Annotated in this window: 10 protein-coding genes; all 10 read right to left on the bottom strand. The window is 62.2% G+C overall.

Going from position 1 to position 12,194, the window contains the following annotated elements; translation table 11 throughout:
- Positions 1–21: 21 nt before the first annotated feature.
- Positions 22–1,290: an RNA polymerase sigma factor gene (locus BM413_RS07530; RefSeq protein WP_091911960.1), complete on the bottom strand. Its 1,269-nt coding sequence runs from the start codon at positions 1,288–1,290 to the stop codon at positions 22–24.
- On the bottom strand, positions 1,287–1,661 hold the full coding sequence (locus BM413_RS07535; RefSeq protein WP_091911962.1) for a YciI family protein: 375 nt from the start codon (positions 1,659–1,661) through the stop codon (positions 1,287–1,289). The genes BM413_RS07530 and BM413_RS07535 overlap by 4 nt, the downstream gene beginning before the upstream one ends.
- Before the next feature lie 154 nt (positions 1,662–1,815).
- Positions 1,816–3,780: an LTA synthase family protein gene (locus tag BM413_RS07540; RefSeq protein ID WP_210188919.1), complete on the bottom strand. Its 1,965-nt coding sequence runs from the start codon at positions 3,778–3,780 to the stop codon at positions 1,816–1,818.
- Between the two features lie 114 nt (positions 3,781–3,894).
- Entirely contained in the window at positions 3,895–5,163 is a 1,269-nt protein-coding gene (locus BM413_RS07545) for a branched-chain amino acid ABC transporter permease (RefSeq protein WP_175544273.1), read from the bottom strand.
- Positions 5,163–6,185 (bottom strand): branched-chain amino acid ABC transporter permease, encoded by a 1,023-nt coding sequence (locus tag BM413_RS07550; protein ID WP_210188920.1) that lies wholly within the window; start codon positions 6,183–6,185, stop codon positions 5,163–5,165. Before BM413_RS07550 ends, BM413_RS07545 begins: the two co-directional genes overlap by 1 nt.
- On the bottom strand, positions 6,185–6,901 hold the full coding sequence (locus BM413_RS07555) for an ABC transporter ATP-binding protein (RefSeq protein ID WP_091911968.1): 717 nt from the start codon (positions 6,899–6,901) through the stop codon (positions 6,185–6,187). Before BM413_RS07555 ends, BM413_RS07550 begins: the two co-directional genes overlap by 1 nt.
- Positions 6,898–7,680 carry an ABC transporter ATP-binding protein gene (locus BM413_RS07560; protein ID WP_091911970.1) on the bottom strand — a complete coding sequence of 261 codons (783 nt, stop codon included), beginning with the start codon at positions 7,678–7,680 and terminating at the stop codon, positions 6,898–6,900. Before BM413_RS07560 ends, BM413_RS07555 begins: the two co-directional genes overlap by 4 nt.
- 137 nt (positions 7,681–7,817) lie before the next feature.
- A complete protein-coding gene (locus BM413_RS07565) occupies positions 7,818–9,026 on the bottom strand; it encodes an ABC transporter substrate-binding protein (protein WP_091911972.1) in 1,209 nt (402 codons plus the stop codon).
- 378 nt (positions 9,027–9,404) lie between these two features.
- Positions 9,405–11,030, bottom strand: coding sequence for an AMP-binding protein (locus BM413_RS07570; protein ID WP_091911974.1), 1,626 nt, complete (start codon positions 11,028–11,030; stop codon positions 9,405–9,407).
- Positions 11,031–11,036: 6 nt separating this feature from the next.
- Entirely contained in the window at positions 11,037–12,194 is a 1,158-nt protein-coding gene (locus BM413_RS07575; RefSeq protein WP_091911976.1) for an acyl-CoA dehydrogenase family protein, read from the bottom strand.

Genomic DNA, 12,194 nt, shown 5'->3' on the forward strand with positions numbered 1-12,194 from the left:
TCTCGCGATTTGACCGAAGGCTCAGGCCCGTTTGCCGGCGCGCGGGGTCGCGTCTTTCATCAGGCGATCGATATGCATTCTGATATGCGCGGCTTCGGCGGCGGTGTTGGCCCGCGCGATCGCGCAGTCGAAGGCGACGCGGGCCTCTTCGTTGCGGCCAAGCTGCATCAGCAGGCCGCCTTTCAGGCCATGGAAATGGAAATAACCGGACAGCCGCTCTTCCAGCGGCTCGATCATTTCAAGCGCAGCGGCAGGGCCTTTTACTTTCGAAACGGCAACGGCGCGGTTGAGCGTGACGACCGGCGATGGCTGCAAGCGCTCGAGCGTCGCATAGAGCAGGTCGATTTCGGCCCAGTCGGTATCCTCAGGCCGAGCAGCGCGGGCATGCAGCGCGGCAATGGCGGCCTGCACCAGATAAGGCCCGACGCGACGGTGCCGCATCGCCTTGTCGATCAGGGCCAGACCCTCGTCGATCATCTTGCGATTCCAGAGGCTTCGGTCCTGATCTTCGAGCAGCACGATCTCGCCGTTGTCATCGAAACGGGCGGCTGTGCGTGCATGCTGCAAAAGAAGCAGTGCCGTCAGTCCCATGATCTCGGGCTCGGTCTGGAAAAGCCTGAGCAGCAGCCGCGCCAGCCGGATCGCCTCGTCGCAAAGCGGTGCGCGGGCATGCGCTTTGCCGGGACCGGCGGAATAGCCCTCATTGAAGATCAGGTAGACCATCGCCGCGACGGCCGCCAGCCGTTCGGAGCGCTCTATGGCGCCGGGTGTCTCGAACGGCACGTCGGCACCCTGGATGCGGCCCTTGGCGCGGGTGATACGCTGTTCCATCGCGCTTTCGCCGACCAGAAAGGCCTTGGCGATCTGCTTGACCGAGAGGCCCGAGACGATGCGCAGCGCGAGCGCGATCTGCTGTGCAGCCGGCAAATCGGGATGGCAGCAGATGAACAGAAGCCGCAGGATGTCGTCGCGGTAATCCGCCCCATCCAGCCGCTCAGCCATATGGGTCTCGGCGTCTTCCAGATCCGACACCAGTTCTTCAGGCGGCAGCGGCTGCTGCTTGGCTCTACGCCGCGCGGCATCGATGCCGGTGTTGCGCCCGACGAAGATAAGCCATGCGGCGGGATCGCGCGGCGGGCCGTTCTTCGGCCAGGTTTTCAGGGCGCGCAGGCAGGCTTCCTGAAAAGCCTCTTCAGCCGTATCCAGGTCGCGAAAATAGCGCAGCAACGCACCCACCGCCTGCGGGCGGGCCGCCGTCAATGCCGCTTCTATCCAGTGGGGGTCGGTCATGCGGGTGTCGGTCCAGGTCTGAAAATGGAAATGGGGCGGATTTCATAGGAGCCCGTGCCGGGATTAGCGACGGCCAGTTCGCGCGCCACCTCGACGGCCTCGTCGAGCGATGCGCAATCGACGACATAGAAGCCAAGAAACTGTTCCTTGGTCTCGGCAAAGGGTCCGTCGATGACGAAGGGCTCGTCGCGGGTCTTGCGCAGGGTCGTTGCGGCAGTGGTCGGCATCAGGCGTGCGACCGGGCCAAGTTTGCCGGCTTTGGCAAGCTTTTCCTGCACTACCGCGAGATCGGCCATCACCTTGTCGTCTTCCTCCTTGGTCCAGGAACCGACGACATCTTCGGAATTGTAGCACAGGATGGCATATTGCATTGGGGTCTCCTTCCCTAAAGACGAATGGGCAAACCAATAGCCGACAGCGGGCAATCAATAAATGTCTGCAATTTCCGAGAGCTTTGCGCCAGAATGCGAAAAGGCCGGAAGAACGTGGCTTCCGGCCTTTTTCATGCGGTGACGGCGGTGCGCGTCAGTTGGTCTTGGCGTACCACGGCGCAGTCAGTTCACCCGTCTTGAACGCGCGCGAAGCCGTTTGATAATAAGCGATAGCTTCCTTCTCCAGCGTCGCATCGACCGGCCCCGGCGTCGTCTCGAACGTGATCGGATCAACCGTAAAGCTCTCGACCACTTTGCCCGGCTTGAGCACTGTCAGCCTGTTGTTCTTGTAGTAGCCCAGCGATTGATAGTTACTGATGAACACGCCTTGCGGATCGGCTTTCAACTCACGCGCCGAGCGGCCATAGAAATAGGATTCGCCCGGCTTGCCGAGTACGTCGAGCAGGGTCGGCGGCACGTCGATCTGGCTGATGTTGTCGGTGAAATGACCGGGTTTCACGATGCCGGGACCGTAGAAGATCATCGGGATGTGATAGCTCTCGACGGGAAGCTCGACCTTTCCGGCCACCGAAGCGCAATGGTCGGCGATGATGACGAACATCGTGTCCTTGAACCACGGCTTCTTCGATGCTTCGTCGATGAAATGGCCGATCGCATAGTCGGTATATTTGACGCCGCCTTCATGCCCGCCCGGCGACGGCACGTCGATGCGCCCGTCCGGATAGGTGTAGGGCCGGTGATTGGTGGTGGTCATGATCTGCACGAAGAACGGCTTGTCCGCCGCCTCAGGCTTCGACAGCATGGCGTCGACATTGGAGAACAGCGCCTCGTCGGCGACGCCCCAGACGTTCGCCGCCGGGATGGTCTCGGCAGGAAATTCGGTGCGGTCGAAGACGGCATAGTCGTTGCCGGAATAATAGGCGGCCATATTGTCGAAATAGCTGTAACCGCCATAGGCGAAGGTAGAGGCATAGCCGTCATGCGCGAGAATGCCGCCGACCGTCGTCAGATGCTCGTTGTTGGGACGGCGCACGATCGCCTGCCCCGGCACCGGCGGGGTGCCGAGCGTCGTCGCTTCGAGGCCGCGCACGGTGCGCGTTCCGGTGGCGAACATGCGGTCGAAAAGCAGCCCCTGGCCGGCAATGCGATCCATGTTTGGCGTCCAGCCACGCTTGTCACCGAGCGCGCCGACATATTCGCCCGAAAGGCTCTCGACCGTGATCATGACGATGTTTTTCGGACGCTTCAGCAGGAAGTTGGGCATGGGTCCCGAGGCATCGTTGGCCAATGCCGCTTCCGACGCCGGGCCTGACTTCTTCACGCCGAGATCTTTCAGGATCGCCTTTGCCTGACCATCGGGGATGGTCGCATAGAAGCGGTCGTAGTCGAGCTCATTACGGCGAAAGGCTGCCACGAGGCTGAAAAGCCCGTTGCCGGACAGTTCGTTGGCGTAGTTGTTGGCCGAGGCATACATCTGGTCGAGATTGGCGAAAGTGTAGGCCGAGGCCGGCCACAGCACCATGAGAGCGGCAAGGATGACGCGGGTTTTCCTGGTGTACTCGCCGATCTCGATCTGCCGGAACCAGCCGCGCATCAGCCAGACAGCACCTGCGGCCAGCAAGCCGATGGCGGCCACCAGCGTCTTGACCGGATAGGACTGCTGGATGTTTCCGATCACTTCCTGGGTGTAGATCAGGTAATCCAGCGCAATGAAGTTGAAGCGGTTGGAGAACTCCAGCCAGAAGAAGAATTCACCGATCGCGGTGAACAGAAGCACGGCTATCAGCAACCATGCAATGAAGCGCCCGAAATAGGCGTGAAACCGGGTGTGCCGCCATTTCTCCGGTATTACGGCTGCTGCAAACAGGAACGGGATGAGGATAAAGCCGAGCGTCGCCAGATCGAACCACAGGCCGCGCAGGAAGATGTAGGGCCAGGACGACACAGGCACATTGTCGAAGCCGGTAAAGATGGTCAAAGCCAGCCTTGTCGCCAGAAAGATTGCGAAAGCCGAGATGCCATAGAGCATCGGCAACGTGTTCCAGAGATCAGACAGAGTACGATTGTGGTGGGAAGTGGTTACGGAGGTGATGGCCACGGCAGGCACGCCTTTGCGAAACGATCAAATGTCGTCAAACGCCGCGCGCCGCAGCGCCATATGCGGCGCTGCCAATCCGGAAATTCGGTGCGTGCGGGTCCGGCCCGCCAGCACTCACTCGTATTTTGTGACTTTTTCGGGGAGAAGCCCTTTCGGCGCAAAACGCAGCACCAGAATGATCGTCAGGCCGATGACGAAAACCCGCATCTGAAGCGCTCGCGTCGGCAGGTCGGCAGGCGGCGCGATATCGAACAGTTGCTGGATGAGGTTCGCGCCATGCTGGAACAGGAAGAGTGCTGCCGGCTCGGACATAGTCCAGATGATGTAGACCAGAAGAGCACCGAAGATCGCGCCGAGATTGTTTCCCGAGCCGCCAAGCACGACCATGATCAGCACCAGGAAGGTGTGGTTGATGGGCGAGAAGCCGCTCGGATCGAAGATGCCGCCGAAGGTGACGAGTGCCGCGCCGCCGATGCCGACGATGAAATTGCCGAGCACGAACATCTCCAGCCTGCGCCGGTTCACATCCTTGCCGACGGCTTCGGCGGCGAGTTCGTTGTCGCGAATGGCGCGCATCATGCGGCCCCAAGGCGAGGCCCAGCCGCGCTGCAGCAGCACGAAGATGACGACGATCATCGCAGCCGTAACGCAAAGATAGGCCGAGCGCGCGGCAATGAAGCCGATCTCGGTGGCAGTCGGCACAGGCGACGGCAGCGGCGAGACGGTGAGCGTGCCGCGGGTCAGCCAGTCGGCATTTTTCAGGAATGCCCTGACGATCTCGGCAATGCCGAGCGTAGCGATTGCCAGGTAGTCGGAACGCAGGCCGAGCGTGATGCGGCCGATAAACCATGCAAGCACGGCGGCAAACAGACCGCCAACCAGCCAGCCCAGCCATACCGGCAGGCCGAAACCGCCGACGAAGCCGGAATTCTGCTCGATGATCGCAGCCGCCGGTTCCAGCGCGCTTTCGGCCATCAGATAGGTGGTGGCGGCAGCGATGATCGTCAGAACGGTGCGCAGCTTCTTCGGCACGCCGTAGCGGTTCGACCGGCTGAGCAGGAAGGTGATGGCCCCGCCGATGACGATGATCAGCCCCATGCGCCCAAGCAGGCCCGGTGCTTCCGACTGCCAGAAGACCGGATTGAGCGGATAGGAGATCAGCATCGTGCCGAAGGCGGCAATGGCGATGAAGCCCATGACGCCGGCGTTGAACAGACCGGCATAGCCCCACTGTATGTTGAGGCCGAGGGCGACGATCGCCAGGCAACTCGCCTCGACCAGCATGCGCAGGCCATAGGCATTGCCCTGCCAGATGAAGACGAGCGCGACGATGACGGCAAGGCCGCCCAGCAGGGTGATGGTGCGCAGATCGATCGACTTCATCACAGCACCTTTCCCTTGAAGATGCCGTTGGGCCGCCAGATCAGCACCGCGACGAGAATGACGAAGGGCACGACGATCTTGTACTCGGTCGGCACGAAGGCGATGCTTGCCGGGAGTTCGATCCAGTCAGGCAGATGCGGTTTCAACGGCCGCAGCAGGATCGACCAGTTGAACACCGCCACCGTTTCCGTGAAGCCGACCAGCAGCCCGCCGCTGATTGCGCCGTAAGGCTGGCCGATGCCGCCGACGATCATGGCGGCCACGATCGGGATGAGGATGTTGAAACTGAGATCAGGCTTCAGGCTGACATCCATGGCAAGAAGCGTGCCGGCTGCGGCAGCCAGGCTGCCGGCGATGATCCATGTCGTGCGCACCACCTTGTCCGTGCTGATGCCCGAAATGCGCGCCAGATCGGCATTGTCGGACATGGCGCGCATGGCCTTGCCGGTGCGCGAGCGCGTCAGGAACAGGTGTAGCGCGACAATGGCGACGACCGTGAAGACGATCAGCAGAAGCTGCGGTTCGGTGACGATGATGTCCTTGCCGGCAAAGGGAATGCGGTAGATTTCCTTTGGCGTGACATACATGTTGCGCGGTGCGGTGCCCCAGATGAGGCGGATGAGCCCCTGCAGCATCAGCATGACGCCGAAGGAGGCGATGACCAGCGTGATCGGCTTGGGGTTGGTCTTGCGCAGTGGCTGATAAAAGGCCTTGTCGAGGCCGATGGTTATGAGCGCTGTGATCGCCATGGCGATCGGCATGACGACGAAGGCGGTGGGCAGGCCGACCGCCGCGCCCAGACCGGGCATGGCCATGGTCAGCACAAAAGCAATGAAGGCGCCGAGCGTCATCAGGTCGCCATGGGCGAAGTTGGCGAAGCGCAATATGCCCCAGACCAGCGTCAGCCCGACCGCGCCAAGCGCGTAGACCGAGCCGATGATCAGCCCCGCGATCACGACCTTGTTGATGAAGAAGACGATCTCGTTGATCGGCATGGCGGAGAGAAAACCAACCTGTTCCATCAGTGTTTTGCTCCCCCGCCGAGGAAGCTTTCGGCCACTTCCGGATTGTCGAGCAGCGCCTGCCCCGTGTCGGTGAAAGAATTCCTGCCGCCTGCGAGCACAAAACCCTTGTGCGCAATGGCGAGCGCCTGGCGCGCGTTCTGTTCGACCATCAGGATACCGACGCCCGAAGCATTTATGGCGATGACGCGCTCGAAAATCTCGCCCATGTAGCGGGGCGAAAGACCGGCCGTCGGCTCGTCGAGCAAAAGCAGCTTGGGCTCCATCATCAGCGCCCGACCTATCGCCACCATCTGGCGCTGGCCGCCGGAAAGCTCGCCTGCCGGCTGCTTCTGCTTGTCGCGCAAAGGCGGGAAGTATTCGAACATCTTTTCGATGAGATGGCGGTAATCGTCCTTGCGGACATAAGCGCCCATTTCGAGGTTTTCGCGCACCGTCATCGCCGGAAAGACGTTGAACTCCTGCGGCACGAAGGACAGGCCGCCGCGCACGAGATTTTCGGGCTTTGCGTTGGTCACGTCCTTGCCGTCGAAGATCACGCTGCCTTCCGAAATGGTCAGGAGGCCGAAAAGGGCCTTGAGTGACGTCGATTTGCCTGCACCATTGGGGCCGACGATGACGCCGATCTCGTTGGCGCCGATCTCCATATTGACGCCGTTCAGGATATTCGCCCCGCCATAGCCGGCGTGGACATCCGTCATCTTCAGAATGCTCATGCGGCATCCCCCACCGGCGCGCCACCGAAATAGGCCTCGATGACCTCCGGGTTCTTGCGGATTTCGGCCATCGGCCCCTGCACCATGACGGAGCCAGCCGCCATGACGATGACGGGATCGCAAAGCCGCGCGATCAGGTCCATGTCGTGCTCGATGACGAAGAAGGTCAGCCCCTTGTCGCGGTTGAGCGTCTCGACCACGGAGGCCAGATCGTTGAGCAGCGTGCGGTTGACGCCGGCAGCCACCTCATCGAGCAGCACCACCTGCGGGTCGGCCATCATTACGCGGCCAAGTTCCAGAAGCTTCTTCTGGCCGCCGGAAAGATTGCCGGCGCTCTCGTTCTTGACATGGGTGAGCCGCAGGACCTGCAGGATTTCCTCCGCCTTGCGCCGGGTTTCCAGTTCGTCGCGCACCACCTTGCCGCGCCGGAAACAGGCATCGAAGAAGGACTCGCCGGATTTGCCGGCAGTCACCACCATCAGGTTTTCCAGTGATGTGAGATGCGAGAATTCCTGTGCGATCTGGAATGTGCGCGACAGGCCGTGCTCGAACAGTTCGTGCGCCGGCATGCCGGTCACGTCCTTGCCGTCCAGCCAGATCGAGCCGGAGGTCGGCGCGAACGCACCCGCCACCATGTTGAACATGGTGGTCTTGCCGGCGCCGTTGGGGCCGATCAGGCCGGTGATCGTGCCGCGCTCGACCTTGAGCGAACAATTATCGACGGCCAGCACACCGCCAAAGCGTTTGCTGACGTTCCTGACTTCGATGAGCGAGCTCACGCCACCCCCACTAGACTACATTTTTCATTCTTGGACGCCGTCGAGACCGTTCCCCCGCTATCCCCATAGCCGGCAGTCTCGCGCATCGATTTTTTAAAGGAGGTCCGGGCGAGCCCGGACCTCGCGCCTCGAAAGGCTTACTTGGCCGCTTCCTTGAAGCCCTTGCCGTCGACGACCATCTCGATGACATTGCCCGGCACGTCGCCGTTCTTGTCGAACTCGTGGCTGCCGGCAGCGCCTTCATAGTTGATGTCCTTGCCTTCGGCGATCAGCTTCTTGGCCTTCTCCCATTCGCCGGGAAGGATCACCTCGCCTGGAGCCGAGGAGACTTCGCGCAGCGCTGCGCTCAAGCCTTCGCGCGAATCCTTGCCGAGCTTCTGGATCGCCAGCGAGATCAGGAAGGCAGCGTCATAGGACTGCGCGCCGAAATTGGCGTTCGGGTCGAGGCCGGCATCCTTGGCGATCTTGGCATAGACTTCCGTGCCGGGGCTGACCGAGTTGCCGATGCGGGTCGCGACCATGCCGTCGACCTTGCCTTCGCCGACATTCTTGACCAGCGCGTCGCTGACCATGCCGTCGCCGCCGGCGAACTTGGAGAAGTCGCCGCCTTCGAGAGCCTGGCGGATGATGGTCGAGCCGGAGCCGTCGACATAGGCGAGCACGACCAGCGTGTCCGCGCCGGAAGCCGCCAGCGAGCCGACTTCGGCGCGGTAGTCGGCCTTGCCGTCTTCATGCGCTTCCTTGGCCGAGACGGTGCCGCCGAGCGTCTTGAACGCGCCTTCCAGCGCGTCGGCAAAACCCTTGCCGTAGTCGTTGTTGACATAGGTGATGGCGATGTTGTCGGTGCCCTTGTCCTTCAGGATCTTGGCCAGCACTTCGCCGCTGTAAGCGTCGGACGAGGTGGTGCGGAACACCAGATCCTTGTCGTCGAGCGTGGTCAGCGCCGGAGACGTGGCAGCCGGCGAAATCAGCAGCACGCCGCCGGGAATGGCAGCATTGTTGGCGGCAGCGATGGTCTCGCCCGAGCAGAGCGGGCCGACGAGAGCCGTCACCTTCTCGGAATTGACCATGCGGTCGGCGGCGTTCGATGCAGCCGTGGCGTCGGCGCAGGTCGAGTCGCCGGAGATGATCTCGAGCTTCTGCCCGTCGAGAATGCCGCCCTGGTCGTTCACATCCTTGACCGCCAGCTTGGCCGCCTCGAAGATCGGCGGCAGCATGCTTTCGATCGGGCCGGTGAAGCCGCCGAGAAAGCCGATCTTCACATCGGCATGGGCCGATGCTGCGCCTGCCAGAATGGCGGTGCTGACCATGGCGGTTGCCAGAAGCCGTTTGGTGATACGTTTCATGATAGTTTCCTCCGAATGTTGCGTATGAGACTTGCCGTCTTGACACTTTGATGCGCCAAACCGGGAATATGAACCGGCCGGTCAACCCGACGTCACGCCTTGAAGACATGCCCGCCGCCCATTTTCCAGCCCTGGTCCGGTCCTACAGAAGAGCGCCAATCCCGACAAGCCTCCCAGCTTGAAACGAACTGCGCCCCGTTTTCGGCAATCCTCCTTTGCCGATATTCGCCGGGCAACGGGTTTAACCCTTATTTCCGGCATCTCTAAACAACCAGCCTCAGACAGGCACAGAAATCAACAGGCTTTTGCGTCTTTCGAGCCACGAGAGCCGTTGACGAAAGGGAAGCTGATCGGTGATGGCACCTACTCCTCTTCCGCTCAGTTGACGGTCCTGCCGCGCAGTGCAAAGCGCTGGATCTTGCCTGTCGCCGTCTTGGGAAGGGCGTCGACGAACTTGACCGAGCGCGGATATTTGTAAGGCGCGATCACCTGCTTGACATGATCCTGCAACGCCTTGATCGTCGCGGCATCCGCCGGCACATCAGCCGCCAACACGATATGCGCCTGCACGATCTGGCCGCGCTCCTCGTCATCGGCACCGACGACCGCGCATTCGGAGACGAAATCGTGGCTGAGGAGCGCTGCCTCCACTTCCGGCCCCGCGATGTTGTAGCCGGCCGAGATGATCATGTCGTCGGAGCGGGCGGCGAAATGGAAATAGCCGGCCTCGTCCTGGTAGAAAGAATCGCCGGTCAGGTTCCAGCCATCGCGGACATATTTCGCCTGCCGCTTGTCGGCGAGATAGCGGCAACCGGTCGGCCCGCGCACCGCAAGCCTGCCGATCTCGCCGCGCGGCATCTCGTTCATCTCGTCATCGACGATCTTCGCCTGATAGCCGCCGACCGGCTTGCCGGTGGAGCCGGGCGCGGAATCGCCGAGGCGGTTGGAAATGAAGATGTGCAGCATCTCGGTCGCGCCTATGCCGTCGAGCATCGGCTTGCCGGTCTTCTTCATCCAGGCGTCGTAAATTGGCGCGGGCAGCGTTTCGCCGGCGGAAACCGCAATGCGCAGAGAGCTCAGATCGGCGCCCTCCTCCATCGCCGCCAGCATGACGCGGTAGGCGGTCGGCGCGGTGAAGCTGATCGTCGCCTTGTAGGTCTCGATGATCTCGATCATCTTCGGCGGCGTCGCCTGTTCGAGCAAGGTTGCGGCAGCGCCGAAACGCAGCGGGAAGATCGCCAATCCACCAAGGCCGAATGTGAATGCGAGTGGCGGGGAACCGACGAAGACGTCGTCCGGCTGCACATCCAGGACTTCCTTGGCATAGGCGTCGGCGATGATCAGCAGGTCGCGATGGAAATGCATCGTCGCCTTGGGTTCGCCGGTCGTGCCCGAGGTGAAGCCGAGCAGCGCGACATCGTCGCGGCCCGTCGGCACGGCTGAGAATTTCACCGGCTTGTCGAGCGCGATGCGGTCGAGCTCGGCATCATGATTGGCGGTGCCGTCGAAGCCGATGACCTTTTTCAGGAAGCGGCTGTCCTTGCCGCAGGCGACGAGTTCGTCCTTGATGCGCGTGTCGCAGAGCGCAAACTCGACCTCGGCCTTGTCGATGATCTGGCCGAGTTCGCCGGCGCGCAGCATCGGCATGGTGTTGACGACGACGGCACCTGCCTTGGTGGCGGCGAGCCAGCAGGCGACCATGGCCGGGTTGTTGGCCGAGCGGATCAGCACACGATTTCCGGGCTTTACGCCGTAATTCTCGACCAGCGCATGGGCGATGCGGTTCGACCAGTCGGTCAGTTCCTTGTAGGTGCGACGGCGGCCATTGCCGATCAGCGCGGTATTGTCGCCAAAACCCTTGGCGACCATCGCATCGGTGAATTCGACACCGGCATTCAGCACCTCCGGATAGTCGAAGCCGTCGAGCAATAGATCCGGCCACTCATCATCGGGCGGCAGGTTGTCACGTGTGAAAGTGTCGGTATGCGCCGATGGTCCCAGCATTTGATATTATCCCCTCGCCAGTGTTTGCCTGGCTATTATGATTTTCTGCACGTCCGAGGCGCCCTCATAGATGCGCAGCGCCCGAATTTCGCGGTAGAGGCTTTCGACGACACTGCCCTTGCGCACGCCATCGCCGCCATGGATCTGCACGGCCTTGTCGATCACGCTCTGGGCGCGGTCGGTGGCATAGAGCTTGGCCATTGCCGCTTCGCGGCTGACGCGGGCAGCGCCGGAATCCTTCAGCCATGCGGCGCGGTAGACGAGAAGGGCTGACGCATCGATGTCGAGCGCCATGTCGGCGATGTGACCCTGCACCATCTGCAATTCGGACATCGGCGCACCGAACAATTCGCGCGAGGTCGAACGCGCGATCGATTCATCCAGTGCCCTGCGGGCAAAGCCGAGTGCGGCGGCAGCGACCGTCGAGCGGAACACGTCGAGCACCGACATGGCGATGCGGAACCCCTCCCCCGGTCTGCCGAGCATGGCGGACTTCGGTACGCGGCAGTTCTGGAAGGACAGCCGCGCCAGCGGATGCGGCGCGATCACTTCCAGCCGCTCGGCAATCGACAGACCGGGCGTATCGGCAGGCACGATAAACGCCGAAATGCCCTTGGCGCCCGCCCCCTCACCGGTGCGGGCGAACACCGTATAGACATCGGCGATGCCGCCGTTGGAGATCCAGGTTTTTTCGCCGTCGAGCGCGTAAGAGTCGCCATCCTCGCGCGCGGCGAGATCGAGATTGGCGACGTCGGAGCCGGATTTCGGCTCGCTAAGCGCAAAGGCCGACAGCGCCTTGCCGGCGCGGGTTTTCGTCAGCCATTCGCGTTTCTGCCCGGGCGTGCCGAACAGCGAGATCGCTCCGGTGCCGAGCCCCTGCATGGCGAAGGAGAAATCGGCAAGCCCATCGTGACGAGCCAACGTCTCGCGGATGATGCAGAGGCTGCGGACATCGAGCCCGCTTTCGGCGTTTTCCGGATCGACGGCCGAGTGGGTCAGCCAGCCGCCTTCGCCCAGTTTTGCCACCAGTTCGCGGCAGGCGGCATCGACATCGCCGTGGTCGCCATGCCTGATGTTGGCGGCGGCCCACGCCTCGAGCGCATCAGCCAGCGCCCGGTGACGGTCTTCGAAAAACGGCCAGTCGAGAAAGCTGCGATCCGGCAT

The sequence above is a fragment of the Mesorhizobium sp. YR577 genome, assembly GCF_900116595.1.
Taxonomy (GTDB): Bacteria; Pseudomonadota; Alphaproteobacteria; order Rhizobiales; family Rhizobiaceae; genus Mesorhizobium_M.